The sequence below is a fragment of the Niveispirillum sp. genome (genome assembly GCF_052437035.1).
Classification (GTDB): domain Bacteria; phylum Pseudomonadota; class Alphaproteobacteria; order Azospirillales; family Azospirillaceae; genus Niveispirillum.
Map to the genome: position 1 here is coordinate 1 of NZ_JBQVOH010000011.1, position 26,317 is coordinate 26,317.

Annotated in this window: 17 protein-coding genes; 6 read left to right on the forward strand and 11 right to left on the reverse strand. The window is 66.9% G+C overall.

Annotated features, from left to right (window positions below; translation table 11 throughout):
* Positions 1 to 181: 181 nt before the first annotated feature.
* Both yddG and ACT6Q8_RS21375 read right to left on the reverse strand, forming a co-directional pair.
* Positions 182 to 1,078, reverse strand: coding sequence for an aromatic amino acid exporter YddG (yddG, locus tag ACT6Q8_RS21370; RefSeq protein WP_444734436.1), 897 nt, complete (start codon positions 1,076 to 1,078; stop codon positions 182 to 184).
* Positions 1,075 to 1,545: an Lrp/AsnC family transcriptional regulator gene (locus ACT6Q8_RS21375; RefSeq protein ID WP_054170449.1), complete on the reverse strand. Its 471-nt coding sequence runs from the start codon at positions 1,543 to 1,545 to the stop codon at positions 1,075 to 1,077. The genes yddG and ACT6Q8_RS21375 overlap by 4 nt, the downstream gene beginning before the upstream one ends.
* Positions 1,546 to 1,610: 65 nt before the next feature.
* Between ACT6Q8_RS21375 and ACT6Q8_RS21380 the strand changes: the two genes are divergently transcribed.
* Positions 1,611 to 2,225, forward strand: a complete 615-nt coding sequence (locus ACT6Q8_RS21380) for a LysE family transporter (protein WP_054170453.1) — start codon at positions 1,611 to 1,613, stop codon at positions 2,223 to 2,225.
* 1 nt (position 2,226) lies between these two features.
* Here ACT6Q8_RS21380 and ACT6Q8_RS21385 read toward each other — a convergent pair whose 3' ends face one another.
* The 3 genes from ACT6Q8_RS21385 to ACT6Q8_RS21395 all read right to left on the reverse strand — a co-directional run bounded on the left by ACT6Q8_RS21385 (position 2,227) and on the right by ACT6Q8_RS21395 (position 8,749).
* Positions 2,227 to 5,592 (reverse strand): DEAD/DEAH box helicase, encoded by a 3,366-nt coding sequence (locus tag ACT6Q8_RS21385; RefSeq protein WP_444734437.1) that lies wholly within the window; start codon positions 5,590 to 5,592, stop codon positions 2,227 to 2,229.
* Positions 5,593 to 5,660: 68 nt separating this feature from the next.
* Positions 5,661 to 7,241 carry an MBL fold metallo-hydrolase gene (locus ACT6Q8_RS21390; protein WP_444734438.1) on the reverse strand — a complete coding sequence of 527 codons (1,581 nt, stop codon included), beginning with the start codon at positions 7,239 to 7,241 and terminating at the stop codon, positions 5,661 to 5,663.
* On the reverse strand, positions 7,241 to 8,749 hold the full coding sequence (locus tag ACT6Q8_RS21395) for a thymidine phosphorylase family protein (protein ID WP_444734439.1): 1,509 nt from the start codon (positions 8,747 to 8,749) through the stop codon (positions 7,241 to 7,243). The genes ACT6Q8_RS21390 and ACT6Q8_RS21395 overlap by 1 nt, the downstream gene beginning before the upstream one ends.
* A 330-nt stretch (positions 8,750 to 9,079) precedes the next feature.
* On the opposite strand from ACT6Q8_RS21395, the gene ACT6Q8_RS21400 reads away from it, so the two are divergent.
* The gene (locus ACT6Q8_RS21400; protein ID WP_054170446.1) at positions 9,080 to 12,172 is read left to right on the forward strand and encodes a ligand-binding sensor domain-containing diguanylate cyclase; all 3,093 of its coding nucleotides are present in this window, start codon (positions 9,080 to 9,082) and stop codon (positions 12,170 to 12,172) included.
* Positions 12,173 to 12,512: 340 nt separating this feature from the next.
* Here ACT6Q8_RS21400 and ACT6Q8_RS21405 read toward each other — a convergent pair whose 3' ends face one another.
* Together ACT6Q8_RS21405 and ACT6Q8_RS21410 are read right to left on the reverse strand one after the other, a co-directional pair.
* Positions 12,513 to 14,891 (reverse strand): YbcC family protein, encoded by a 2,379-nt coding sequence (locus ACT6Q8_RS21405; RefSeq protein WP_444734440.1) that lies wholly within the window; start codon positions 14,889 to 14,891, stop codon positions 12,513 to 12,515.
* Between the two features lie 15 nt (positions 14,892 to 14,906).
* A complete protein-coding gene (locus ACT6Q8_RS21410) occupies positions 14,907 to 16,424 on the reverse strand; it encodes a proton-conducting transporter transmembrane domain-containing protein (protein WP_444734441.1) in 1,518 nt (505 codons plus the stop codon).
* Between the two features lie 107 nt (positions 16,425 to 16,531).
* Between ACT6Q8_RS21410 and ACT6Q8_RS21415 the strand changes: the two genes are divergently transcribed.
* Positions 16,532 to 17,410, forward strand: coding sequence for a LysR family transcriptional regulator (locus ACT6Q8_RS21415; protein ID WP_444734442.1), 879 nt, complete (start codon positions 16,532 to 16,534; stop codon positions 17,408 to 17,410).
* On the opposite strand, the gene ACT6Q8_RS21420 is transcribed toward ACT6Q8_RS21415, so the two are convergent.
* From ACT6Q8_RS21420 to ACT6Q8_RS21435, 4 genes are read right to left on the reverse strand one after another with little or no spacing between them, the layout of a single operon-like run.
* Positions 17,407 to 18,552: an ABC transporter permease gene (locus tag ACT6Q8_RS21420; protein ID WP_444734443.1), complete on the reverse strand. Its 1,146-nt coding sequence runs from the start codon at positions 18,550 to 18,552 to the stop codon at positions 17,407 to 17,409. The two genes, ACT6Q8_RS21415 and ACT6Q8_RS21420, sit on opposite strands and share 4 nt — an antisense overlap.
* Entirely contained in the window at positions 18,549 to 19,520 is a 972-nt protein-coding gene (locus ACT6Q8_RS21425) for an ABC transporter ATP-binding protein (RefSeq protein WP_444734444.1), read from the reverse strand. Before ACT6Q8_RS21425 ends, ACT6Q8_RS21420 begins: the two co-directional genes overlap by 4 nt.
* A complete protein-coding gene (locus tag ACT6Q8_RS21430; RefSeq protein ID WP_444734445.1) occupies positions 19,517 to 20,467 on the reverse strand; it encodes an HlyD family secretion protein in 951 nt (316 codons plus the stop codon). The genes ACT6Q8_RS21425 and ACT6Q8_RS21430 overlap by 4 nt, the downstream gene beginning before the upstream one ends.
* Positions 20,464 to 21,138 carry a TetR/AcrR family transcriptional regulator gene (locus tag ACT6Q8_RS21435; RefSeq protein ID WP_054170439.1) on the reverse strand — a complete coding sequence of 225 codons (675 nt, stop codon included), beginning with the start codon at positions 21,136 to 21,138 and terminating at the stop codon, positions 20,464 to 20,466. Before ACT6Q8_RS21435 ends, ACT6Q8_RS21430 begins: the two co-directional genes overlap by 4 nt.
* Before the next feature lie 280 nt (positions 21,139 to 21,418).
* On the opposite strand from ACT6Q8_RS21435, the gene ACT6Q8_RS21440 reads away from it, so the two are divergent.
* The 3 genes from ACT6Q8_RS21440 to ACT6Q8_RS21450 all read left to right on the forward strand — a co-directional run bounded on the left by ACT6Q8_RS21440 (position 21,419) and on the right by ACT6Q8_RS21450 (position 26,317).
* The gene (locus ACT6Q8_RS21440; RefSeq protein WP_054170438.1) at positions 21,419 to 22,774 is read left to right on the forward strand and encodes a globin-coupled sensor protein; all 1,356 of its coding nucleotides are present in this window, start codon (positions 21,419 to 21,421) and stop codon (positions 22,772 to 22,774) included.
* A gap of 137 nt (positions 22,775 to 22,911) precedes the next feature.
* Positions 22,912 to 23,874, forward strand: a complete 963-nt coding sequence (locus tag ACT6Q8_RS21445; RefSeq protein ID WP_444734446.1) for an ABC transporter substrate-binding protein — start codon at positions 22,912 to 22,914, stop codon at positions 23,872 to 23,874.
* Between the two features lie 10 nt (positions 23,875 to 23,884).
* Positions 23,885 to 26,317 (forward strand): EAL domain-containing protein, encoded by a 2,433-nt coding sequence (locus ACT6Q8_RS21450; RefSeq protein WP_444734447.1) that lies wholly within the window; start codon positions 23,885 to 23,887, stop codon positions 26,315 to 26,317.

Genomic DNA, 26,317 nt, shown 5'->3' on the forward strand with positions numbered 1-26,317 from the left:
GGGGGGGGGATATTGTGTTCGTGGTTCCCTCACCCTCCCAAGCCTTCAGGCTTGGGCCCCTCCCTCTCCCACGTTCGCGGGCGAGGGGTGAAATTTAAGCCCCTCGCCCGCTTGGCGGGAGAGGGAGGGGCCCGAACGCGTCAGCGTTTGGGAGGGTGAGGGAGCAACACCCCCCGCAAACTCACTTCCCCAACCCCCGGCTGGCCACCACTGCCCCACCGACGATCAGCAGGCAGGCCCCCACCACGGGCCAGGTAAACCCCGCCCGTCCCGCCGCGATCAGCAGGCCGGTCGACAGCAACGGCGTGGTGTAGGACAGCGCCCCCAGGGTCTGGATATCCCCGCGCTTCACCCCGTGATCCCAGACGAAGAAGGCCAGTCCAACGGGGCCGATGCCCATGGCGGCAATGATGGACCAGCCCCAGACGCCTTGCGGCCACACCGTCTGCTCAAACAGCAGATGGCAGGGCACGGCCAGCAGCGCTGTGGCCAGACAGAAGAAGGCCACGATCTCCGTCGGGACCGACCCGAACCGCCGCGACAGCACCGAATAGCCGGCCCAGGTCACGGACGCGGCCAGTGCGGCCAGATATCCGGGCAGATAATCCGCCTCGATCGCCACACCCTTGCCGCCCGTGACCAGCAGCAGGGTCCCCGCCAGCCCTGCTGCCGTTCCCGCCAGCTGCGCCCGGCCCAGCTTTTCCCCCGGTAGCAGGCCGGCAAACAGCACGATCAGCAACGGCCACAGATAATTGATCAGGTTGGCTTCCGCCGCCGGTGCCGTCTGCAGGGCCAGGAAATACAGGAAATGGTAGCCGAACAGCCCCCCGATCCCCAGCAGCCAGACCGGCAGCGGTTGCCGCACCACGGCCAGCAGGGGCCGGCCCGTCGCCGCGATGATGCCAAGGCTGACCAGCCCGCCCAGGCCGAAGGACAGGGCGACCAGCAGGAAGGGCGGCACCGGCCCTGCCAGGGCCGTCAGCAGGGCAAGCGTCGACCACATCAGGATGGCGGTGCCCCCCACCAGGGTGGCGCGGCGGATGGCACCGGGCGTGGCGGCGGCGGCAACATTACTCATGCAAACGGCTCCAGCACGCGGGACGCTATCTTGGTGGTCAGGACCATGGTGGAATGGGTGGCACCAAACCCGGAAATGGTGGTCAGCAGCCGGTCCAGATGCTGCACATCGGTGGCCGCCACCTTCAGCAGATAGCTTTCCTCCCCCGCCACCTCATGGCATTCCAGAACCTCGCGCTGTTCGGCGGCGAACCGTTCCAGGTCGCCGTCGCGGCCAGGGTGGGTGCGCAGACGGATGAAGGCGGTCAGTTTCAGGCCCAGGGCGGCGCGGTTGACCTCGGCCCGGTAGCCCTGTATCAGGCCCATGGCTTCCATCCGGCGCACGCGCTCGGCGACGGCGGGGGGTGTCAGCCCGACCTGTCGGGCCAGATCGGCGAAGGAAAGCCGCGCATCGCGCTGCAATTCACGCAGCAGATGCAGGCCGATATCGTCAAGCAGGTCGAGGGGGGAGGGGGCGCGGTCGGGCATGATGACGCCATCCTAAACGGATGTCGGCGCCCGCGCCAACGGGTTCACGCTGGAAGGTACTGGATTTGCTGGACGATATCGGGATTTTCTGGCGCGGTGTGGTGCTGGGCGTGATCATCGCCGCACCGGTGGGCCCCATCGGCCTGCTCTGTATCCGCCGCTCGCTGGAACGCGGGCTGGCCACGGGTCTGGCCACCGGCCTGGGCGCGGCCCTGGCCGACGCGTTTTTCAGCGGCATCGCCGCCTTCGGCATCACCGCCATTTTGAATGTGATCACCCAGAATATGCCATTGCTGCAGGTGGTGGGTGGCCTGTTCCTGCTGGTCGTCGCGGGTCACAGTCTGACACGTGAACCCAAGCCCCTGGCCGCTGAACCCGTGGCCGGCAATCTGCCGGCGGCGGTCTTCTCCGGCCTGTTCCTGACCGCCACCAACCCCGTCACCATTTTGGGGATGAGCACGCTGGTCGTGGGCTTCAGCAATACCAGGGGACCGGTGGAGGATGGCACGCTGGTGGCGGGTATCTTCGTTGGTTCCCTGCTGTGGTGGATGTTCCTGTGCGGCGGCGTCACCCTGCTGCGCAGCCGCGTCACGGGCCGGACCGTCCACTGGATCAATATCGGCACCGGCCTGATCCTGGGCGCGCTGGGGCTTTATACGCTGGGCAGTGCGCTGCTGTAGCTCACCCCTTTGCCAGCTCCGTGATCGGTGCGAACAGCCGTTCGATATCATCCTCGGTCAGCGCCCCCGGACTGTCGCCGCCGCCATCGTGCAATGCTTCGGCAAGCTGGCGTTTGCGGGCTTGCAGGTCCAGCATGCGGTCTTCGACCGTGCCATCGGCGACCAGGCGATAGACGAAGACGGGCTTGTCCTGGCCGATGCGGTGGGCGCGGTCAGTGGCCTGGTCCTCCACGGCGGGGTTCCACCAGGGATCGTAATGGATCACGGTATCCGCCGCTGTCAGGGTCAGGCCCGTACCGCCGGCCTTCAGGCTGATCAGGAAGACATCCGCCTCGCCCGCCTGGAACCGGTCCACGGGCGTGGTGCGGTCCTTGGTGTCGCCGGTCAGGCTTACATGGCGCAGGCCTGCTGCGTCCAGATCGGCGCGGATCAGGTCCAGCATGGAGGTGAATTGCGAGAATAGCAGGATGCGCCGCCCCTCCTGCACCAGTTCGGGCAGCATCTGCATCAGATGCGCACGCTTGGCGCTGGACACCGCCTTGGTCAGTGCCGTGGCGGGCAGCAGGGCGGGATCACAGCAGGCCTGACGCAGGCGCAGCAGCGCTTCCAGGATCAGGATATGTGAGCGGCCCAGGCCCATATCGGCAATGGCCTTGCGCACCTTGGCATCCATGGCCAGACGCAGCGTCTCATACAGGTCGCGCTGATCATCGGGCAGGGTGATGCGCTCAACGATCTCCGTTTTGGGTGGCAGGTCGGCCGCCACCTCCGCCTTGTTCCGGCGCAGGATGAAGGGGCGCAACCGGCCCGTCAGAAGCTGCTGACGCTCCCCGTCGCCGCGCTTCTCGATGGGGCTGCGGAACAGGCGGGTGAAGCTGCGGCTGTCGGACAGCAGGCCCGGCATGGCAAAATCCATCTGCGTCCACAACTCGCCCAGATGGTTTTCCAGCGGCGTGCCCGTGACGCACAGCCGGTGTTCGGCGGGCAGGTCGCGGACCAGCGCCGCCAGCTTGCCCGCCTGGTTCTTCACCATTTGCGCCTCGTCCAGGATCAGGACGGACCAGGGTTTCTGCTTCAGGAGATCATGGTCGCGGTGCAGCAGCGGGTAGGAGGTGACGACGATATCCGCCTTCTGCGCCGCCGCCCAGCCATCGGCCCGGTCCGGCCCGTGATGCAGATGTACCGTCAGGCCCGGTGCGTGCCGCGCCGCCTCACGCGGCCAGTTGGGCGCCACACTGGTCGGCGCCACCACCAGGGCGGGGCGCAGCAGCCTTCCCTGTTGTTTCAGGGCCAGGATGAAGGCGATGACCTGCAACGTCTTGCCCAGGCCCATATCGTCGGCCAGGATGCCGCCGGCCCCCGCCTCTGCCAGGGCCAGCAGCCAGCCCAGCCCCTGGCGCTGATAGGGGCGCAGCGTGGTGGACAGGCCCGCCGGCTCCGCCACCTCCGCCGCCGGTTCCAAAAGCCGGCGCAGCTTGTCCCGTTGTCCGGGGCGCAGCAGGTCGGGCATGCCGCGCATGCCGTCCAGCAGGGCCGCCCGCCCCAGGTCGATCCGCACGCGCCCGGCCCCGTCCAGCCCGCCCGCCCCCTCGAACAGGTCCAGCAGCACCTTTGTCAGCGGTGCGACCCGCGCCACCGGCAGGGCCACATGCCCGCCGCCGGGCAGTGGGGCATAGAGCATGGCGTCAGGATCTGCGGCCAGCAGCGCTTGCGGATCGCCATTCTTGCCCAACCGTTTCAGCACGGCCAGCAGCAGCGGCAGCAACGGCACGCGCCGCCCATCGATACGGATGCCCAGATCCAGGTCGAACCAGCCGCCGCCCGCCGCCTCCACCGCCCCTTCCCATTCCTCGATCCGGGTCAGGTGCCAGCGGAAATCCGGGCTGATCTCCACCTGCCAGCCATCGGCGCGCAGGCCCGGCACCACCCGGTCCAGGAAGGTCAGCCACGCCGCCTCGGGCGGGCCATGCAGGGTGAAGGCGGTGCCTGGCGGCACGGGTGGGGCCTTCTTGCCCCCGAACGATCCCGACAGGGCATAGGCGGGCAGCAGGTTGGCATCGGCCAGCCGCTGCCGCGCCAGCCGTTCCACATCGCGGCGGCGCTGGCGGATGGTGACCTTGGCCCCATGCACCTGCCGGAACTCGTCCGGCCCGCTCTGGTCGGTCACGATGGTGCCGCCATAATCGAAGGTCAGATAGGCCCGGTCTGTCGGTTCCATCACGGGTTGCCAGCGGCTGGCCTGCACCGTGGGCTGATGGGTGGCCAGGACCAGACGGACCAGGGGCGGGCTGTCATCACCCGCCACAGTGGCGGTCGATTGCGGCAGGGCTACCGCACCACCGGCCAGGGCGGTCGGCGGCAACAGGGCCGGCAATTGCCGCGCCACCTTCGTGGCGGCCATGGGGTCCAGCGGCGGCGCGCGCAGCAATTGCAGCATGAGGGGTCGTGCAGCGGGAAGCTCCAGCGGACCCAGCAGCCATTGATCGGTGTCCAGATACCAGAGCGCCGCCGCCGCAGGACCCAGCGCCTCACCCCCACCCTTTGGCCGTGTCACGGGCACCTGCCGCCCATGTGCGTCCAGCGCCCAGTCGATGCTGGCGGCCCGTGTCGGCCCCAGTCGCAGGGGTGGGGTGTCGAACGACAGGAAATGCAGCCGCTCCGTCGCCAGGAAACGTGGCAGCAGTTCGGCCAGCAATCCATCATCATCCGGCAGGTTGTTATCAACCCCCATGACGGTGCCGAACATATGGGCCAGCCGCCTGTCCTCCTCCGTCGCACCCGCCGCCGTGGGTGATTGCAGCCCGAAGAAGGCCAGCGTGCGGCCCTTGCCCGGCACGCCCTTCTGCGTCAGGCGCGACAGATGCGGCGTCAGGGTGGGCGGTTGCTGTCCATCCCTGGAGAGGGCCAGCAGATAGCGGACATGGTCGGACTTTGCCGCCGTCCCGGACGCTTTCGGCCCGTCGCGCAGCCCGATCAGGCTGGATATCCAGGCATCCAGATTGCGTTGATCGGTCGGCGGGATGGCGGGCTTTAGCGAAAGCGACGGCTGTCCCGCCGCTGCCTTGTGCCCCTGCTGGTCGCGCACGGCGTAAAGGACGGCGGCGACATGCTTGCAGTCATGGCCGACGGGGCAGGTGCAATCGCTTTCCAGCCTGTACCCAAAACGATTCCGGCTGAAGGTGATACAGACATCGTAGGGGTCCGCCTCCGATCCCTGCACCTGCCCGTAGATGGACTCCAGCTCGGGTTCCAGCTCCACCCCGCTCACGCGGCCATTGCGGAAATAGGCCGCCCCCCGCTGTACGTACTGGTCATCGAGTTGTTCGATACCGACCGCCGCCAGCTCGATCAGGTCCTTTTCCCGCATGCCGCCCGTGGTCCCCGCCCTTTATCCTTGGCGCACCATGGACCAGCCGGGGCAGGGGATGCAACCTGTTACCCCATGCCTAGGGCCGCCCGTACCTTGGCCAGAAGGGCTGCGCGGGCGGCGTCATCCTTCTCGCCCCGCACCTTTTCCGACAGGGCCAGCATGGTGGCGGCGTAATCATTGTGCCAGTCCTTGGCCACGGTGACGGCGCGCGGGGCCGTTGTGGCCTTCACCTCCCGCGCGCCCAGGCCCGTCAGGGTCCATTGGCTGTCCAGGGCGGGGATATGGATCTTGCCCCCGTCGATCCCCGCCTCCGTCAGCCCACCTTTCATTGTCTGGCGCTCCTGCTCCTCCCCATGCACGACAAAGATACCGCCCGATACCGGCAGCCGGTCCAGCGTCCAGCGCAGCAGGTGGGAACGGTCGGCATGGCCGGAATAGGTGTCCAGCGTGCGGATCTGTGCGCGGACCTCCACCTCCTCCCCATGGATACGCACGCGTTTGACCCCTTCCTGCAACAGACGGCCCATGGTGGCCGGTGCCTGATATCCCACCAGCAGCACCGTGGCCGATTGCCGCCAGAGATTGTTCTTCAGGTGGTGGCGGATGCGCCCGGCCTCGCACATGCCGCTTGCGGCGATGATGATGGCATCGCCATTGACGCGGTTCAGGCGCTTGCTGGCCTCCGCATCCTCTGTCAGGTGCAGGTTGCGGCGGGTGAAGGGTGGGGGTGTGCCGGCCTGGTTGATGCCGGGCAGATGGCGGTCGAAGACCTGGGTGACATGGATGGCCAGCGGACTGTCCAGGAAGACATTGACGGGCGGTAGCGCCCCCTCATCGAACAGCCGGTCCAGGTCATAGAGCAGTTCCTGCGTGCGCTCCACGGCAAAGGCCGGGATCAGGACCGGCCCGCCCCGCGCCAACGCCGCCTTCAACTCTGCCCCCAGCACCGCACGCCGTTCATCCGCCGTCACCAGGGGCCGGTCCCGCCCGCCATATGTCGATTCCACCACCAGCCAGTCTGGCCGTTGCGGCCCGTGCGGATCGGGGTGGAACGGCTTGTCACCGGGACCCAGATCACCGGAGAACAGGATGCGCAGGGGGCCATCCTCGCCGGGCAGTTCCAGCTCGATCGAGGATGATCCCAAGATATGGCCCGCATCCCAGAACCGGGCACGCACACCCGGTTCGATATCGATCCAGACATCGCGGTCCACGGGATGGATGCGGGACAGCACGCGTTGCGCGTCGGCCTGGGTATAAATCGGTTCCACCTCCTTACCCCCGCGCTGCCGGTTTCGGCGGTTCAGGCGGCGCACCTCGCTTTCCTGAATAAAGCCGCTGTCGGGCAGCATGAAGGTCAGAAGGTCGGCGGTGCCATGGGTGGTGATGATCCGTCCGCCAAACCCATGCCGGTACAGTTTGGGGATCAGGCCGCTATGGTCGATATGGGCATGGGTCAGCAGCAGGACCGACGGCTCCGTCACATCAAACGGAAAGTCGCGGTAATTCAGTTCCTGGACACTCTTGGACCCCTGGAACATGCCGCAATCGACCAGCAGCGCCCCGCCGGCATGGCGGACCAGGAAGCAGGAGCCGGTGACACCGCCGGCGGCCCCGTGAAAGGTGATGGTGGGGTTCATGCTCATCAGATGCAGTCCTTCCCGTTACCGTTGATGGCGTATCCCGACGCTTCCGCCGCCAGACCGCAGGCAAAGCGGAACTCCACCTCGCGCTCGGCATGGATACGGTAGAGCGGTTCGCCCGCCTGTACCCCATCGCCCACCTTCTTCAGAAGGTCGATACCGGCACCGGGATCAAAGGGTGCGCCGGCCAGCCGCGCAATGCGGGCGATGCGGTAGCAATCGATGCTGATCACCCGCCCGTCATGATCGGCCACAACCTCCCGCGACAGGGTGCCCAGCCGGGCGACACGCGGCGGCTTGCCTTGCAGTTCCATGATCCGGTGCATCTGGCGCAGCGCCGCCCCGCTGTCCAACAACTCCTGCGCCCGCGCCATCCCGGCACCGCCGCGCAAGGTCGGGTCGAATTCCAGGATACGGCCCGCCAGTGCCAGGGAACGTTCGCGCAGGTCGGGCGGCGCGTCCGGCTGGTTTTCCAGCACGGCCATGACGTCGCGCGCCTCCAGCACGGGGCCGATGCCCCGGCCCACGGGCTGCGACCCGTCACTGATGGTGACACGCAGGGTCAGGCCGATGGCGTCGCCCACATATTCGAACAGCTTGCGCAGACGCGCCGCATCCTCGGCACTGCGCACCTTGGCGCTGGGTCCGACGGGCATGTCGATGACCAGATGCGTGGACCCCGCCGCCTTCTTCTTGGACAGGATGGAGGCGACCATCTGTTCGCGCGTGTCGAGGTTCAATGGCCGTTCGACGGAGATCAGGACGTCATCGGCGGGCGACAATTTCACATGCCCGCCCCAGACCAGACAGCCCTTGGCCTCTGCCACGATCTCCCGCATGCGGTCCAGATCGACCTCGACATTGGCCAGCACCTCCATCGTATCGGCGGTACCGGCGGGCGACGTGATGGCGCGCGATGATGTCTTGGGCATGGGCAGGCCATGGGCCGCCACGATGGGCACCACGATCATGGAGGTGCGGTTGCCCGGAATGCCGCCGATACAATGCTTGTCCACCACCAGCGGCGCGTCTGGCCAGTGCAGCGCTTCGCCCGCCGCCGCCATGGCGCGGGTCAGGGCCAGCGTCTCTGCCGTCGTCATGAAGGACCCGCAGGCCACCAGAAAGGCCGCGACCTCCACCTTGGCGTATCGGTGATGGGCGATATCGTCGATGATGGCGCGAAAACAGGCCTCGTCCAGTTCGCGCCCCGCGATCTTGGCATGCAGGGCGTCGCGGCTTTTCGGCGGGTGGGGATGGTCCAGGCGGGTTTCGCTGCCGTCAAGCTGTCCGAAACGGTCGAACGTTTCCTCCGACAGGCCCAGACAGTCCGGCGGCAGGATGGCCGGATCATCGACAATATCCAGCGTCGCCACCAGCCGTTTGGCCCCGGCCAGCACCTCCACCTTGCCCTGCCCCTCGAACGCAGCGGCGCGATAGGTGGGGCAGGCCCGCGACAGGAAGGCCACATTCTCACGGCCCGTCGAAATGCCGATCCGTTTCAACCGCAGCATGGGTTTCCTCGATACCGGGCCCGTTTGCCGGGTCCGCGTTGTTTGCCTGGAAAACCATGATAGGGCCGCACCAAACCGACACCATGACATGGATCAAGAAACAGGCCCCTGCCGGGGACAACCGTTAGGAGGCGCCGGCGGGTGTGGCGACTGATTGTTATTCTGCATCCGAAACATTTGCGCCGCCCTGAATGACGGCGCGAACCATTATTGCAGATACGGCATTCAACCTGTCCTTGAGAACTACCCCGGCAGTTGTGATACGATCATATGTCATGTGATCTCGGGAGGCATGGACGCGTGCGGAACAGCCGTCGCGGCAGGGGGCCGATGGCCGGTTTGACTTCCCTTTTCCTGGTGGCGGGCCACCGGGCGGGGTTGCTTCTGCTTGCGCTGATCTTCGTGGTAACTGCCGTTCCTGCCGGGGCCGGTGGTCCATCCGTCACTCTGATGGACCGGGCGGAGGTGGGGTTCGAGTCGCTGTCCAACATCAACGGCCTCTCGAACAACACGGTTATGACCCTGGCCCAGGATGCCACGGGCTTTATCTGGATCGGCACGCTTGGCGGCTTGAACCGGTTCGACGGCTATACGGTTCGCACCTTCGAACATGATCCCCACGATCCCGGCTCCCTGCCCAACGGTTTTGTGCGCGCCCTGCATCCGGCGCGCGATGGCGGCATGTGGTTGGGCACGCACACGGCTGGTGTCGCCTATTATGACCCGCGCTTTGACCGGTTCACGACCCTGGGGGCCGGTCCCGACGGGTTGGGCCATGTGCAGGTCTATGGTCTGGCCGATGATGGCGGTGACGGCATCTGGGTGGCCACATTGGCGGGCCTGGACCATGTCAGCCGCGATCTGAAGGTGATGGAGCGGGTGCGGGCCGGACCGGGTGGGTTTCCCGATGGGCACGTCTTTGCCGTCTTTCGCGACAGTATGGGCACCCTCTGGGCCGGCACGGAAACAGCGGTGGCCCGTCGTGCGGCAGGCGCATCGGAATGGCAGACCCTGGCTGGGGCCGATGCCGACAGCGCCTATGCCCTGTCCACAGGCACCTGGAGCTTTTTTGAAGATGCGCAGGGCCGCGTCTGGATCGGCAGCAATGGTGGCGGCATCGTCTCCGTCGGCAAGGGCGAGGCGACGGCCGTGTCGCATCCACGCCTGACGGGCCGCGACACCTCCCTGGGCCGCGCCACCGTCCGTGGCATTGTGGAGGAACGGCCCGGCGTGCTGTGGATCGCGCTGTTTGGCGGTGGGGTGGTCGAATATGACATCGGTCAGGACCGGCTGCGCCTGTTCCGGGCCGACCCCAATGTGCCGGGCGCCCTGAAAGGCAATTTCACGCGCGGTATCCTGAAGGATCGCGGCGGTGTCGTCTGGGTGGCCACCAATATGGGTCTGGCCTGGCATGACAGCGTGCCGTCGGGTGTCGCCAGCATCGCCCTGGGTCAATCGCGCGGCTTTTCGGGCCGCGACGCGTGGAGCCTGTGGACCGATCCGCAGGAAGGGTTGTGGATCGGGCTGGATGATGGCGGCCTGGACCGGCTGGACCTGTCCAACGGCCATATCGCCCCCTTCGGACGCAGCATTGGCGGCGGCGCGTTGGAGGGTACGCCCGTTTATGCCATCCGGGGCGACACGAAAGGCAGCATCTGGATCGGTTCCGCCGGTCTGTCCCGCCTGCGCCCCGGCATGGGGGAGCGTACACCCCTGGCCACCCCCATTCAGACGACCCAGGGCCGTGACGTCACCACCCTGCGCGTGACCGATACCGACCTGTGGATCGCTTCTTATTATGGTCTGGTGCGGCAATCGCTGGCCGATGGCACATCCACCCTCTACATCGCCGATCCGGGACAGCCGGGCAGCCTGTCCAATAATGAGGTCTGGGCCATCCTGCCGCGTCCAGACGGGCTTGTCTGGGTGGGTACGGCCAATGGCCTGAACCTGCTGGGTCCTGATGGGCGCTTCCGGCACTTCCACCGCGATGCCGACCGGCCCGACACCCTGCCGCATGATTATGTTTCCGCCCTGGTCTATGACCGGCAGGGGCGGTTATGGCTGGGCACGGTTGGTGGCGGGGTTGCCATGATGCGCGACGGTGCCGACCCGGACGGACAGCCCACCTTCCATACGGTGTCGCGCCAGCATGGCATGCCGTCCAATACCATCGCCAGCCTGACACTGGGGTCCGACGGGCGTATCTGGGCCTCCACCGACAATGGGCTGGCGGCCATTGATCCCGCTGATTTCAGCGTGTCGCGGGTTGAACGCGCGGTGGCGGGCAGCGTTTCCTCCTATCTGCCGGGGGCGGTGACGACATTGCCCGATGGCGGGCTGGTGTTTGGCGGTACCAATGGCATGACCCTGGTACAGCCCTCGCAGATCCGGCCCCATGCCTATCTGGATGCGCTGGCGGTGACGCGGGTTCTGGCCGGTGGGCAGGATGGGATTGCCAGTGCCTTGAACCTGCCGGGCGGTACCCGCACCATCCGGTTGCCGCCCGGCAACCGCCGCCTGACCGTGGAATTCGCCCTGCTGGATTATGCGGTCACGGCGGGCGTGAATTATGCCTATCGCCTGGATGGGTTCGATACGGATTGGGTGGAGGCGGGGAATGGCCGCCGTGCCGCCGCCTATACCAACCTGCCGCCGGGTCAATATACGCTGCGTCTGCGCGCCCTTGATCCTAATGGCACGGTGGTCGCCGAACGTGGTCTGATCGTGGCCGTTCCCCATATCTGGTATGAATGGGCCTGGGTCCGTTTCCTGGCCGTCGTTCTGGCCCTGTCGGCAGGGGCCGGCATCGTCATGATGATGGAACGCGCGCGCATCGATAAGCTGAGCATGGCCAAGCGCGAGCTGGAGGCCAAGGTGGTGGAGCGTACCGCCAGCCTGCGTGAGGCGAATGACCGGCTGGCCGAACTGGCGACGCGCGACCCGCTGACCGGCATCCATAACCGCCGCGCCTTCATGGACCGGCTGGATCAGGAATGGACGGCGGCCCTTCGCCATGGCCATCCATTCTGCGTCCTGATGATGGATCTGGACCATTTCAAGGAGGTGAACGACACCTACGGCCATCTGGTCGGCGACACCGTCCTGCGCGAGGTGGCGCGCCGTGCCGCCGAGGCGCTGCGCGAGGTGGATTTCCTGGCCCGCTATGGCGGGGAGGAATTCGTGGTCCTGACCTCCCACACCGAGGCGCCGCAGGCCCTGATCGCCGCCGACCGTATCCGTCAGGCCGTGGGCGGCTCACCCATCGCCCTGGAAGGCGTGTCGATCCGCGTCACCCTATCCATCGGTCTGGCCCAGGCCGAGCCGCAGCGCGAAACCCAGACCAGCCTGTTCAACCGCACCGACGCCGCGCTCTACGCCGCCAAGGCCGGCGGGCGCAACAAGGTGGTGGTGGCGGGGTAATATCAATGGTCATATTTATGACCGTTGATACGGCGGCGACTGCCGCCGCGCCGCACGTGCGGCGTAGCCAAGCCAGCGGATGCTGGCGCCGGCGATTGAGGGGCAGGAAAGATTGACCAAAGGTCAAGATTTCATGCCGCTTGCATAAGGCAAGCCCGCAACCATTCCTTTATCGTCGCGATTTTGATAGAGTGATCGTCTTCAACGCCCAACCCACGCCTGCCCCAATTCGCAGCCTTCGGCTGTCGAACGGGGAAAGGCGTGGATGGTGAAACACCCCCTTATTTTATGTTTCATCTGGTTGCATATGGCCGGAGGGGGCCGTATGTCCCCTCCGAATTCACGCCGCTCTGGCGACGCCGTTGCTGTCCCACCCCGCACCGGGGCGCCAGCGGGATTTCACACGGCCCTGGTCCAGCGTGAACAGTGACAGCCAGCCATTGTCGAACAGGGCCTTCACGCCGGGATGGCGGTCCAGGATGTCGGCAATGGCCTGCTCCGGCGCTTCCACCATCACCGACAGGCGCAGGGGGGCATGGGCCAGCCCCTCGCCATCATGCACCGCCTGCCAGGGCAGGCCGGCGCGCAGCCGCCCGCCATTGCCCTCCACCACGCCGATCCCGGACGTGACATTGTGGATCAGCTTGTCGCCGCCGCCAAACAGGGTCGGTGCGACGGCGGACCCGTAATACTGAAGGCTGATCCAACTGGCCACGACGACCGGGGCCGTCAGGATCAGTTCCAGCGTCCCGAAACCAGCATCATCCTGCCAGTCATAGGAATGCAGGAAGGCGCGGCCCTTCAGGTCGCTCTGCGCTGTGACGGCGCGGGGGGCGGCGATGAAGGCGGCACAGCCGGCCAGACCCCATTCGGGCCGCACCTCGGCCCAGTTGCGCGCACGGGCGGCCAGATTGGCCCCCGTGGCACCGGGCAGGCGGGCCGCCCGCTCGATCCGGTTCTGGCGGGCGGCGCGGTCCAGCATGTCGCGCGCCTTGGCGATATCCGCGTCATGGCTGCGGCGGGGTGCGTCATTATACAGGGTCACATTGTCGGTGACGGTATCATGCAGGCCCGCCAGGAACAGCGTATCGGCGGGCAGATCAATGCCATGGTCGGCCAGCCCGGCCCGCGCCTCGGCATCGTTCAGCAAGGCCGCCAGCAGCCGGGCTGAGACATCGCCCTTATGCCCGCCGCAGGCCCCGCAATGATAGGCACTTTCATGCGGGTTGTTGGTGACATTGGCGCCATGACCCAGCAGCAGCACCAGCCGCCCATGCCCCCTGGTCAGTGACATGGCCTTCAGGACGGTGGCCGCCGTCGCCACCTTATCCGCCGCCGACAGGCCCGGCGTCAGGACGGGGGCGGCATCGGGGCTATCGGTGCGGCCCAGACCCAGGGCATCGCGCAGCAGCTTGGCGCCATAGAAGGGGCCGGCGGCCTCCACAAACGCAAAGGACGAGACGGCGGCCTGCCGGAACCGGCCAAAGGCGCGCACGGCGCGTGCCGCGATGCGCTGCTTCGTGTCCTTATGCGGGGCGGTGCAGCTATGGGAATGGACGCGCGGCGACAGCAGGACCGGCAACCGCGCCTCGATAAGGTCGGATGCCGTGCACTTATGCGCCACGGGCAGGCCGAAAAAGCCGGCAAAGCCCAGGGTGGCGATGCCGGGGTCCAGGCTTTCCAGTGCGCGGCGGAACGGTTCGGAGCGTACATCGATGCAGAAGGCCGCCTGCAGCCGGGGTCGCGCGGCCTCCGCCCTGGGCTGGATGCCGGGCAGCAGGGCTGCCAGCCGCCGCTGATGCGCCCGCTCGGCGGCCTGCTGCAGGATGCTGTCGATCACCATGTCGGCATCGGGTTCCACGGGCCGGGCATGGTCGGCGACCACCGCCTCCCATTCCGCCTTCACCTCTGGCACATGGGCCAGCAGCGCCTCTTCCCAGATCAGGCGGACGGCCAGAAGGTCGGTTACGGTGCCGTCGCTATTGCCCGCCAATTCGGCCTGCCACAACAGCCAGCGCGCATGCTGGGCCCAGCCGCCCAGGTCAATCAGCAGCCGGTGGAACGCGGTTCCGGCGGCTGCGCCATCCAGGCCCAGATTGCTGGCGGCCCGAAGCAGGGCGCGTTCGGGCGTGTCCGGGCTGGCCGCGACATGCCGGCAGAAGCCGGACAGGCCCGCCAGTTCCGGCGTCAGGTCATGCGTCGCCCATTCCCGCCAGGCCGTGAAGGCCGTGGCACCGGGCGCCGGCGTCCACAGCGCCAGACCCCGATCGAAATAGCCGGCAGCCCACAGGCCGATACAGCGGGCGATGATGGCGGGCCAGTCGATGCCCGTGGCTCGCGCCGCCAGATCGGCCACCGTGGAGGCCGCAGACGGAACCGGCGCCGGCTGATAAAGGGCAACAGTCAGAGCCGCCAGACTGGCCGGCTTGGCCGGGTGGGCGCACTCCTCCAGGGCGGCCAGAAGATCGGCCTCAATGATCTCGCCTCTCTCCACCATATCGGCATAGGCGTCCCGTTCCTGGGTCACCCTCACGCCGCCGACGCGGGCCAGCCGGGCGCCAGCATGGGCCAGATCCTCCCCCGTCTGGCCCAGGAAGGGATTGACGGCGACAGTGGCATCCAGGGGGAAGGAAGGCGGGATGGCGCGCACCGCCCCATTGGCCGCCGCAAACAGCGCCTTAGCGGGCGCGGGGGAGATGTCGGGCAGGTTCTGGAACATGGCTCTTCTCCGGGGTCAGGCGCGGAACCCGCCGATCAGGCGGTCAAAGGCGGCATTGAGGTAGAAGCCATTGGCGACATGTACGCGCAGGCCAGCGGCGGCCGGGTGGTGGGCCCAGTGCGGGAACAGGGCCTGCGCCACCGCCACCACGCCGAAGGACAGTACCGTCAGGGCGATCAGCGCCCATTCCAGGGGGCCGGCGTCGGGCACGCCGGGCAGGGCACCATTGACCACCAGGATGGCCAGCGACTGGAACCCGAAATAGGCCAGTGTGGCGGCGGCCGATGCCGTCATGGTGCGCCGGGTCAGGGCGCGCGGGGCGGCATCGGCCAGCCCCTGCGCCACCAGATAGGCCACGCCGAACACTAGGATCGCGCCCAAAGCCAGGGCCTGCGGCGACTTCGGACCCCAGATCAGGGTGAAGCCAACAGCAACCACGGCATAAAGCGCCAACGCCAGCAGGAAGGCCCGCGCCACCGCCGCCAGGCCGGGCGTGGCGACGGCACCGGGCCGCCGGACAGCCTTCACCGCCGCCACCGCCCCACCCGACGACAGGAAGGCATGTGCTTTGTAAAGGGAGTGGGCCACGATATGCAGCAGGGCCAGCGGCCACAGGCCCAACCCGCATTGCAGCAGCATGAAGCCCATCTGCGCCACTGTGGACCAGGCCAGCGCCGTCTTCACCGCACTCTGCGTCAGCATGACCAGTGCACCGAACAGCGCGGTCAGGCCACCCAGCAGCACCAGGGCCGCCATAGATGCCGTGCTGCCCTGCACCACCCAGGCAAAGGTGATCAGCAAGAACCCGCCCGAATTGATGATGCCGGCATGCAGCAGGGCCGACACCGGCGTCGGCGCCTCCATCACCTCTGTCAGCCAGCCATGCAGCGGGAAGGCCGCCGTCTTCAGCAGGGCCGCCAGCACCAGAAAGCCGACGGCGACACCGGCCAGGGCCGGGGCGCTACCTGCCTTCGCTGCTGCATTGATGGCCGTGATGTCAGCGGTCCCGAACGCGGTCCACAGCAGGCTCGCCGCTACGACCAGGGCCACATCACCCGCCGCCCACACCCGCGTGAACTTCGTCGCCGCCCGCTGTGCCGGGGCGCGGTCGGGATAGAACAGGAGGAGTTGGCGCAGGACCAGACCGATGGCAATCATGCTGCCGGCCAGCAGCCAAAGGCTTCCCGCCTGCACCAGTAGCAGCACCAGTGCCAGGACCAGCAGCATCAAACCATGGAAACGCCCCTCGCGCTCGGCCCCGTCCAGGTACGTGCGGCTGTAGCGCAGGACGATCCAGCCGATGAAACCCACCAGCGGCGCCATCACCGCCCCGATCATCGACAGGCGCAGCGGCCCCTCGCTGACCGGGCCGTCCAGGGCGAATTGCACCGTGCCCCCAATGGTCAGGGCAAATGCCAGCAAGGAAGTGATCTCGGCCAGGGCGGGGATGGGTTTCGGGCGGCGGCCAGGGCGCAACAAGGCAGCAGCCGCCACGACCGCCAACGCAGCCGGGGCAAGGCTCGACAGGATCATCGACCTCTCCAGGGGGTATGTGAATTTCCCGATGGTGATAGCCGCTTCGTAACTTCCAGAAAATTACATCTTTTGACAGTTAACGTTCGATTTTATAGAAATACCTCATGGCTATCCTGAACCTTCATCACCTGCGCCTGTTCCGGGCGGTGGCGCGCGACGGCACCCTGACGGGGGCAGCGCGGCAGTTGAACCTGTCGCCATCGGCCCTGTCGACACAGCTGCGCACGCTGGAGGAACAGCTGGGTCATGACCTGTTCGAACGGCAGGGGCGGGGCCTGATCCTGACAGAGGCGGGGCGCATCGCGCTGGACCATGCCGAGGCGATTTTCCGCACGGCGGAGGATTTGAGCGCAACCCTGCGCAATGCCGCCGGCGGCCGCCGCGCCCTGCGCATCGGGGCGCTGGCCACGCTGTCCCGAAACTTCCAGATCGGGTTCCTGCGCCCGCTCCTGACCCGCCCGGATGTGGAGATTGTCCTGCGGTCGGGATCGCAGGGGGAGTTGCTGCGCGGTCTGGACGCGCTGGCGCTGGATGTGGTGCTGACCAACCTTGCCCCGCCGCGCGATGCCGCCAGCCCCTATCTGATCCATCCGCTGGATGAACAGCCGGTCAGCCTGATCGGCACGCCGGCCCGGCTGGGTCCGGGGCGGGTGGCGCTGGCCGATCTGTTGACCAGCCACCCGCTGATCCTGCCCACGCCGGAAACGGCATTGCGGGCCGCCTTTGACGGGCTGGTGGCGCGGCTGGGTGTGTCGGTGCGCATCGCGGCGGAGGTGGATGATATGGCCATGATCCGTCTGATGGTGCGTGAAGATGCCGGCATCGCCGTCATTCCCGCCATCGTTGTGCAGGATGAGCTGAGCAGCGGCCTGCTGCGCGAGGCGGCGACCCTGTCCGGCATGGCCGAAAGCTTCCTGGCCGTCACACTCGACCGCCGCTTCCCCAACCCGCTGCTGCGGGAACTGCTGGCGCAGCGACGTTAATCCAGCGTCTGCCGATACCGCTTCACCGCCAGCACCGATACCGCCAGCAGGAACACCAGCATGGGCCACAGGTCGGGCCAGACCTGGGGGAAGCCGCTGGCCTTCAGCATCACGCCGCGCACCACGCGCAGGAAATGCGTCAGGGGCAGTATCTCCCCGATCACCTGCGCCCAGGTGGGCATGCCCCGGAAGGGGAACATGAAGCCCGACATCAGGATCGATGGCAGGAAGAAGAAGAAACTCATCTGCATGGCCTGCAATTGATTGCGGGCGAGCGTGGAGAACAGGAAGCCAACAGCCAGATTGGCGGTGATGAAGATGATCATGCCGCAGATCAGGGCCAGCGGATTGCCCAGCATGGGCACCCCGAACAGCAGGCGCGCCGCCCCCATGATCACGATCACCTGCACCGCCCCAACCAGGATAAAGGGGGCCAGCTTGCCCAGCATCACCTCTGTCGGGCGCACGGGCATGGCCAGCAGGTTCTCCATGGTCCCGCGCTCCCGCTCCCGCGTCACGGCCAGGGCGGTCATGATGATCATGGTCATGGTCAGAATGGTGCCCATCAGGCCCGGCACGATATTATGCTGCGTCAACCCCTCCGGGTTGTAGCGGCGATGCACGCGCAGTTCCACCGGCCCCGGTGTGGGGGCCAGGGCCGCCAGCGGCCCCGTCAGGGTGCCAGCCATCACGCTGTCCAGGATGCGCTGAAGCGCACCGACGGCATTGCCCGTGGCGGCGGGGTCGGTGGCGTCGGCCATGACCAGCAGGGCCGGGCGCTCGCCGCGCATCAGGTCGGTGCCAAAGCCCGTAGGGATTTCCACCGCGAACTGCACCCTGCCCTGATCCAGCATCAGGTCCAGCTGTTCGGGGCTGTCGGCGGTCAGGGCCAGTTCGAAGTAGTTGCTGGTTTGCAGGGCGCTGACGATGGCGCGGCTGAACTCGCTATTGTCATGGCTCAGCACGGCGGTGGGCAGATGCTTGGGATCGGCATTGATAGCAAAGCCGAACAGCATCAGCTGGATCAAGGGAATGCCGACCATCATGGCGAAGGTCAGGCGGTCGCGCTTCATCTGGATAAATTCCTTGATGATGATCGCGACCAGCCGGGCGGGGGAGAAGCGGGGGGCGTGTGTGGTCATGCCGCACGCCCTCCCGCACCCGCCGGCTTCTGGAAATTGTCGGGCACCGATCCCATCAGATGGATGAAGGCATCCTCCAGCGTCGGATCACCGCGCCGCCAGTCGAGCCCCGCCTGACCCTGGAACCCCGCCACGCTGGCATCCAGGGTGGCAGCGTTCGGCCCGCTGACATGCAGGGTATTGCCGAATGGGGCGATCATGCTGACGCCCTTCTGTCCGCGCAGCGCCCGGTCCAGGGTGGCGATGCGGTCGGGCGGGCCGGAGACATGCCAAGTGGACAGGCCGGATCCGGCCACCACCTCCTCCACGGTGCCATCGGCCAGCAGGCGGCCATAGGCCAGATAGGCGATGCGGTGGCACCGCTCCGCTTCGTCCATGTAATGGGTGCTGACCAGGACGGTCATGCCATCGGCGGCCAGCGCATGAATCTCGTCCCAGAATTCGCGCCGCGCCTTGGGGTCCACGCCCGCCGTCGGTTCATCCAGCAGCAGCAGCGATGGTTCGTGCAGGATGCAGGCGGCCAGGGCCAGCCGCTGTTTCCAGCCACCTGACAGGGTGCCCGCCAACTGATCCCTGCGGTGCGACAGGCCCAGCCGGTCCAATGCTGCCCCCACCCGCCGGGGCCGGTCGGCCAGGGCGTAGAGGCGGGCCACGAATTCCAGATTCTCCTTGATGGTCAGGTCTTCATAGAGGCTGAATTTCTGGGTCATGTAGCCGACCCGCTGCTTGATGGCCCAGGCATCGCGGCGGATATCGAACCCCAGACATGTGCCTTCCCCGGCATCGGGCACTAGCAGGCCGCACAGCATGCGGATGGTGGTGGTCTTGCCGCTGCCATTGGGTCCCAGGAAGCCGTGGATGCGGCCCCTGCCCACGCGCAGATCGACATTATCGACCACCGCCCTGTCGCCAAACCGCTTGGTCAGGCCGCGCACATCAATGGCAATGGCGGGATCGCTTCCGGTCATGGCGCCGGCTCCGCCGAAACCGGCTGTCCGGGCGACAGGGCGGCGGGATCGGGGGTCAGCGCTGCCTCAACCCGATAGACCAGCTTGGCGCGGGTTTCACGGCTGTAGATGACGGGCGGGGTATATTCCGCCTCCGTGGCGATACGGGTGATGCGCGCCGACAGGCCGGGCTTGCAGCCATCGCAGCTGACGGAGAGCGTGCCGCCTGGCGTCAGGGCGGATCGTCGCTTTTCAGGCACGAACAGCACCAGCTTCACCTGGCCCGGTGGCAGCAGGCTGACCACGACACCGCCGGCGGGGGCCCATTCGCCGGGCCGGCGCACGATATCGTCGACCAAGGCGTCGGCAGGGCTGTCGATATGGCGCTGCGACAGACGCCATTCGGCTTGCGTCAGGGCGGCGCGCGCGGCGGCCACGGCGGCCTCTGCCGCTGCCACCTGATCGGGCCGGGCGGGCAGACGGGCCGTGGCAAGGGCGGCACTGGCCTGTTCCAGGCGGGCGGCGGCTTGGGTCGCCGTCGATTGCGCCTGCTCCAGCCGGGCCTTCGCCGCGACATTGTCGGCGGCCAGGGATTTCTGTCGTTCCAGGTCCTGACGCGCCAGTTTAAGGGCGGCATCGGCCTGCCGCCGCTGCGCCTCCAGGCCCGCAATCTCCTCCGCCCGCGCGCCCAGGCGCCGGTCGGCCAGGGCTGCTTCGACCTGGGCCAGCCCGGCCTTCGCCTCGGCCAACGCGGCCTGTGCGGCGGTATCGTCCAGGATGAACAGGGGCTGGCCCTTCCTGACCATCGTCCCCTCCGTCACCGGCACCGTGCCGATCCAGGCGGCCTCCGGTGCGGCGATGCGCAGGTAGTCACCCTCGACATAGCCCTGCAACGGTCCCGTGTCGGCGGAAGGGCCGCAGGCGGTGAGGGGAAGCAGGACGGCGAAGGCAAGCAGGCGGCGGATCATGGGGCACCTCCGGTGCGCAGTCCCGTGGCACCTCTGGTGCCGGTTGGGGCCTTGATGGCGTTCAAGAACAGGTCGGCATGGGTGGAGAGCACGCGGTCGATGGGCATCGGCGTCTCTTCCACAGGTGCAAAGGTGGTCTGCCACAGGGCGGTCAGCACTATGGGCCCCATGAACAGTCGTGCCATGATGTCCAGGTCTGGCAGGGGCCGGAACTCCCCCTTTTCCACCCCCTCGCGGAACAGGCCGGTCAGCAGCGCCTGGCCGCGCGCAATCACCTCCCGCTGGTAAAAGCGGGCCATGTCGGGGAAATTCCCGGCCTCCGCCAGCACCAGTTTCGGGATGGCCACCAGCTTGGGATCGGCCAGCACCTGGCCCAGCATGGACAGGATGGCCCGCAGCTTTGCCTCCGCCCCTAGGTCGGCCATGTTGGCGGACAGCTCAAGCGTGGAGATGCGGGGCAGCAGCGTTTCGCGCACCAGCGCCTCAAACACGGCTTCCTTGGAGGGGAAGTACAGATAGAAGGTGCCCTTCGCCACGCCGGCACGGCGTGCAATATCTTCCATCCGCGTGGCGGCGAACCCCTTTTCCACGAAGCAATCAAGTGCCGCGCCCAGCAATTCTGCGGGCCGTGCCTGTTTGCGCCGGGTGCGGGGCGGGGGGGAATCGTTCATTCACAAACCTAATTACTGACCGGTCAGTCAGTATTGTGAGCCAATCTGGCCCCGAGTCAACCCCGTCCGCTGGCTGGATATGGGTTTTGAACCTGCGGCATGCGGGCGCACGGATGTGATTGAATGCTATCGATAACGCCGAAAAATCACACTTGAATGTTCCGGTATGGCCCGTGTATGCCACAATTCGTTGACGCAATGATTTGCATTTAAAGTATTTACAGCGTCTTCTTAAGTTTCGCCTGGTGAACGAATAACACATCAACCAATGGGGCGCCCGATGCAGAACACGACCACCGAACGCGAGGAACGCCTGGCTTTTGTGGGTATCGATGCCGATGTGCGTGCCGCCCTGGCCGATGCCCGGCCCCGGATCGCGGCGGCACTGCCGGGTATCATCGACGCCTTCTATGCCGATCTGCGGCGCTGGCCGGAGATGATGAAGATGTTCCGCAATGACGGGGTCATGCGCCATGCGCGCGACCGGCAGCTGGAACATTGGCTGAACCTGTTCACGGGCCGCTTTGACGAGGCTTATTTCAGCAGCGTCAAGGCCATTGGGCGCGTGCATTCAGTGCTCGGGCTGGAGCCGCGCTGGTATCTGGGCGCCTATGCCACCACCCTGTCGCGCCTGTACAAGGCGCTGGTGACGGGGTCCAGCAGCCGCTGGCAGCCGGCACGGGCGGAGGCGAAGCTGGCCGAGACCATGCGCGCCATCAATCTGGCGGTCATGCTTGACATGGATATGGTCATCTCCGTCTATCTTGATGAGAACGCGGCCCGCCACGCCCGGCAGTTGGATGAAATCTCCGGCCGTCTGGATGCCCATGTCCGACACATGGTGGATGGGGTGGCGCAGGCCGCCACGCAGCTGGATGGCAGCGCCCGGCAGATGCGGCAATCGGTGGCGGAAACTACCGATCTCGCCCATTCCGCGCAGAAGGCCGCCGACCGCGCCACCGACAATGTCAGCACGGTCGCCTCGGCCTCCGAAGAACTGTCCGCCTCCATCGGGGAGATCGTTACCCAGGTCTCGCGGTCCACCAACGTGGCGCGCGAGGCGGTGGTGGAGGTCGGCAATGCCGATACCACCATCAGCGCCCTGGCCGAAGCGGCGGGCCGTATCAATCAGGTCGTGGACCTGATCGCCGACATCGCCGAACAGACCAACCTGCTGGCCCTCAATGCCACGATTGAGGCGGCGCGCGCCGGAGAGGCCGGCAAGGGCTTTGCCGTCGTCGCGGGCGAGGTCAAGCAGTTGGCCAGTCAGACGGCCCGTGCCACGGAAGATATCGCGCGGCAGGTGGCGGAGATGCAGGGCCGCATGGGCAAGGCGGTGGATGCCATCGCCACCATCGATCGTACCATCCGCGAAATGGACCAGATTTCCGGCGCCATCGCCGCTGCCATGGAACAGCAGGGTGCCGCCACCAAGGAAATCGCCCGCAATGTGCAGATGGCCGCCATGGCCACCGCCGAGGTGGGGGAGAATGTGTCCGGCGTATCGGGTGCCGCCGACGCCGTCAGCACGGCTGTGGGCGATGTCGGCCACGCATCGGCGGCCCTGTCGAAGGAAGCTGAGGGGCTGCGCCATGGCTTCGACAGTTTCATCGCGGAACTGCGCGCTGCAAAATAAGAGAAATCTGATATTCTAACCCCCTGTCAGAAACGGATAATATCCCATAGCCAGCGCGATGCCGCTTCTGGATTCTCACCTCCAGCTGTATAGTCGGACGCAGAAGCGGTTGCCGGATATGGCAACAGGAGGATCGGATGGAGCGGCAGGCCCGTACCGGCTATGGCGTGGCGGCTTTGCTGCTGCTGTCGGGCTGTGCCCTGCTGGCCGGTGGCATCTTCAAGGTTGTTCCGGAGCCGGAACGGCCCCTTCTGGTCGGCACCAACCTTTGGCTGGGCTATGAGCCGTTCCATCTGGCCCGCGCCGCCGGCCATCTGCCGGAGGATGTGACGCTGGTAGAGGCGCGGTCATCACCCGCCCTGATGGAGGCCGTATCCGCCGGCAGCCTGGATGGCGCCGCCCTGACCATGGATGAGGTGATGCGGCTGGAGGCGGCGGGGCGTCCCATGGCGGTGCTGGCTGTCCTGGATATCTCCCACGGGGCCGATGCCGTGCTGGCCCGCTCCCCCGATGTGACACGGGCCCCGCTGATCGGAAAGCGCATCGGCGTGGAAATGGAAGGCGTCGGTGCCTTTGTCCTGCACCGTTTTCTGGAACGGCAGGGTGTGCTGCCGTCTCAGGTGCAGGTGGTGCCTGTCGCGGCGGGCGACCATCAGGACGCCTTTGCCAAACATGATCTGGACTATCTGGTCAGTTATGAACCGCTGGTCGGGCGGCTGGAAGGGCAGGGGGCCGTGCGCGTGTTCGACAGCGCGGCCATGGCGCGCGAGGTTGTCGATGTGCTGGCCGTGCGCCGTGACCGTCTGCCGGGGCGCGACGATACGCTGCGCCGCCTGTTGTCCGCCTGGTACCATGGTGTGGGCCTGTTGAAGGAAGGCAGCCCGGATGCGTGGGACCGGGTGACGCGGCGTCAGGGCATCACCCCGGAACAACTGGCCCGCGTCCTGTCCGGTCTGGAATTCCCCAACAGTGCGGGCAGCAGGGATATGCTGGTTCCTGGCACGCCGGCCCTGGAACCGGTGCGGCGCTGGCTGCACGCGACGGGGGAGGTGGCGGGCCCTGTCGATCCCCTGCTCGACCCCTCCTATCTGCCGCGATAAGGGGGACGGGATGATACAGCCCACCTTGTTGCGCCTGATGCTGTTCCCGCCGCTGCTGGGCGTGGTCATGATCGGCTTCGCCGTCTGGCTGCTGGCCTATCCCGCCATGATCCATGATGTGGTGGAACGGGAATGGCAGGCCTTTGCCCAGGCCGGGGCCGCCGCTGCGTCGGAAATGTCCCATCATATCGATGGGCCGGACGGGTTCGATGTCGATGCCGTTGACCGCATCGCCCTGCGAACCCATGCCGATCATGTCTTCCTGGCCGGCAGGGCGGACCGTCTGGACTTTGCCAACGACATCCTGTTTCAGGGCACCACACTGTCCTCGCTGGATATCGTGCCGGCCCCGCTGCGCAAGGCGGTGGCGGAGCGGGCCTGCGGGCGCGGTCTGGTGGTGGGTGACGGGGAGAAATGGGTGGCCGGCTGCTGGCCCATCACGGATGGGGTGCGCCTGTCCGGCGCGTCCAGCCCCCTGGCCGGGCATCTGGTGCTGGTGCGGCGCATCGACTGGGTCATGGCGCAGGCCCGTTCCGACCTGCTGAACCAGAGCATGCGGCTGGGCGGTGTGCTGCTGGTGCTGGTCGGGCTGCTGCTGTTCTTGTCGGTGCGGCTGATCATCGTGCCGGTGGCCAGCATGGCCACCCGTCTGGCGCGTGTGGGGGATGAGGATGAACCGGTCCGCCTCGCCACATCCCGCACCGGCATCCGGGAGTTGCGTGATTTCACGTTGGTGCTGAACCATGCCCTGTCCGCCCTGCGCCGGCGGGAGCGGGAATTGCAGTCGATCCTGGACACGGCGGTCGATGGGATCATCACCATCGACGGATCGGGCACCATCCTGCAGGCCAACCGCGCCGTGGCACAGCTGTTCGGTCATCCGGTCGAGACGCTGGTGGGCCGCAACATCACCGTGCTGATGACGGATAATGACGTTGACCGGCACGACAATTATATCCGCTCCTACATGGATACCGGCCATGCCCGTGTCATCGGCAAGGGGCGGGAGGTGGTGGCAAAGCGGGCCGATGGCTCCACCTTCCTGGCCTGGCTGTCGGTGGGGCGGCTGGAACTGGCCAGCGGTCTGCATTTCACCGCCGTGATGCGCGACGTGACGGCAGAGCGGCAGGCGGAGATCGCCATGCACCGGCTGGCACATCGCGATCTGGATCTGGATATCCTGAACCGCCGTTCCTGGACCAACGAACTGTCAGGCCTGCTGGAACAGGGGGCGGCTGGCGAGGGGTTCTGGGTGTTGCTGGCCCATGTCCGCAATCTTGACGATCTGGTGGTGACCTTCGGTCCGCAGGTGGAAACGTCCGTGATGGGCGCCATCAACCGCCGCATCCTGGAACTGCTCAGCCATTGCGAATTATCGGCGCGCCTGACCCGGACCCAGCTGGCCTATGCCGTGGCGGCATCAGGGGGAGAGGCCGATCCCTATCTGACGGCGGCCCTGTCGGCGGCCTTCCGCGACGGGGTGGATCTGGGCGGCCTTTCCATGCTGCCCGACGTGCATTTCGTCGTCCTGCCCCGTGCCCAGGCCTATGAAAACCGCGAAGCCCTGCTGCTGGCCCAGGATGCGGGCGCCAGCTGGGCGGCGCAGACGGCGGATCAGCGCGCCAGCCCCGTCGTCACCTATGATGATCAGGTGGCAGGCGCCATCCGCGAACGCACCGCCGTGGCCGCCGACCTGCCCGCCGCCATGGCCGCCGGCCTGCTCTATCCCGTGTTCCAGCCGCAGGTGCGCCTGCGCGATGGCAGCGTGCGCGGGGTGGAGACGCTGGTGCGCTGGCGCCGCGCGGATGGCAAGCCGGGACCCGGCCCCGCCTTGTTTATTCCGGTTGCCGAACGGATCGGGCTGGTGGGGGATATCGACCGGCTGGTGGCCAAGCGGACCCTGGAACATCTGTCGTCGGGCCGGTTGGGCCTGCCGCGCGATGCCGTGATCTCCATCAACGCATCGGTCAAGGAACTGGCTGATCCCATATGGCTGGACGGGTTGATGGACATCGTGCATCAGGCCGGTGTGTTCCCAGGCCGGCTGGAGATTGAGGTTACCGAAACGGCGGTGATGGAGAATCTGGACCGGACGGCGGGCGTGCTGGCCCGCCTGCGTGCGGCGGGGGTGAAGGTGGCGATCGATGATTTCGGCGCCGGCTACGCCTCGCTCTCCTACCTGAAGCATCTGCCCGCCGACCTGATCAAGATCGATCAGGGCTTCATCCGCGATCTGGCCGACAGCCGCCGGTCGCGCCACATCGTGGGCTCCGTCATCACGCTGGCCCATGATCTGGGCATGGAGGTGGTGGCCGAAGGCGTGGAGAATGCGGAGACGGCGGCGATATTGACCGAACTTGGCTGCGACATCGGCCAGGGCTGGCATTTCGGTCGCCCGATGGAGGCCGAGGCGCTGGCGGGGTTTGTGGCGGGACGGGTTTGA

What these genes read in the sequence shown, in the direction of transcription:
- ACT6Q8_RS21390 (WP_444734438.1), bottom strand. Translation starts at nt 7,241, where the DNA reads ATGAGCATGAACCCCACCATCACCTTTCACGGGGCCGCCGGCGGTGTC.
- ACT6Q8_RS21440 (WP_054170438.1), top strand. Translation starts at nt 21,419, where the DNA reads ATGCAGAACACGACCACCGAACGCGAGGAACGCCTGGCTTTTGTGGGT.
- ACT6Q8_RS21435 (WP_054170439.1), bottom strand. Translation starts at nt 21,138, where the DNA reads ATGAACGATTCCCCCCCGCCCCGCACCCGGCGCAAACAGGCACGGCCC.
- ACT6Q8_RS21405 (WP_444734440.1), bottom strand. Translation starts at nt 14,891, where the DNA reads ATGTTCCAGAACCTGCCCGACATCTCCCCCGCGCCCGCTAAGGCGCTG.
- ACT6Q8_RS21415 (WP_444734442.1), top strand. Translation starts at nt 16,532, where the DNA reads ATGGCTATCCTGAACCTTCATCACCTGCGCCTGTTCCGGGCGGTGGCG.
- ACT6Q8_RS21410 (WP_444734441.1), bottom strand. Translation starts at nt 16,424, where the DNA reads ATGATCCTGTCGAGCCTTGCCCCGGCTGCGTTGGCGGTCGTGGCGGCT.
- ACT6Q8_RS21385 (WP_444734437.1), bottom strand. Translation starts at nt 5,592, where the DNA reads ATGCGGGAAAAGGACCTGATCGAGCTGGCGGCGGTCGGTATCGAACAA.
- ACT6Q8_RS21430 (WP_444734445.1), bottom strand. Translation starts at nt 20,467, where the DNA reads ATGATCCGCCGCCTGCTTGCCTTCGCCGTCCTGCTTCCCCTCACCGCC.
- ACT6Q8_RS21375 (WP_054170449.1), bottom strand. Translation starts at nt 1,545, where the DNA reads ATGCCCGACCGCGCCCCCTCCCCCCTCGACCTGCTTGACGATATCGGC.
- ACT6Q8_RS21400 (WP_054170446.1), top strand. Translation starts at nt 9,080, where the DNA reads ATGGCCGGTTTGACTTCCCTTTTCCTGGTGGCGGGCCACCGGGCGGGG.
- ACT6Q8_RS21395 (WP_444734439.1), bottom strand. Translation starts at nt 8,749, where the DNA reads ATGCTGCGGTTGAAACGGATCGGCATTTCGACGGGCCGTGAGAATGTG.
- ACT6Q8_RS21425 (WP_444734444.1), bottom strand. Translation starts at nt 19,520, where the DNA reads ATGACCGGAAGCGATCCCGCCATTGCCATTGATGTGCGCGGCCTGACC.
- ACT6Q8_RS21450 (WP_444734447.1), top strand. Translation starts at nt 23,885, where the DNA reads ATGATACAGCCCACCTTGTTGCGCCTGATGCTGTTCCCGCCGCTGCTG.
- ACT6Q8_RS21445 (WP_444734446.1), top strand. Translation starts at nt 22,912, where the DNA reads ATGGAGCGGCAGGCCCGTACCGGCTATGGCGTGGCGGCTTTGCTGCTG.
- yddG (WP_444734436.1), bottom strand. Translation starts at nt 1,078, where the DNA reads ATGAGTAATGTTGCCGCCGCCGCCACGCCCGGTGCCATCCGCCGCGCC.
- ACT6Q8_RS21420 (WP_444734443.1), bottom strand. Translation starts at nt 18,552, where the DNA reads ATGACCACACACGCCCCCCGCTTCTCCCCCGCCCGGCTGGTCGCGATC.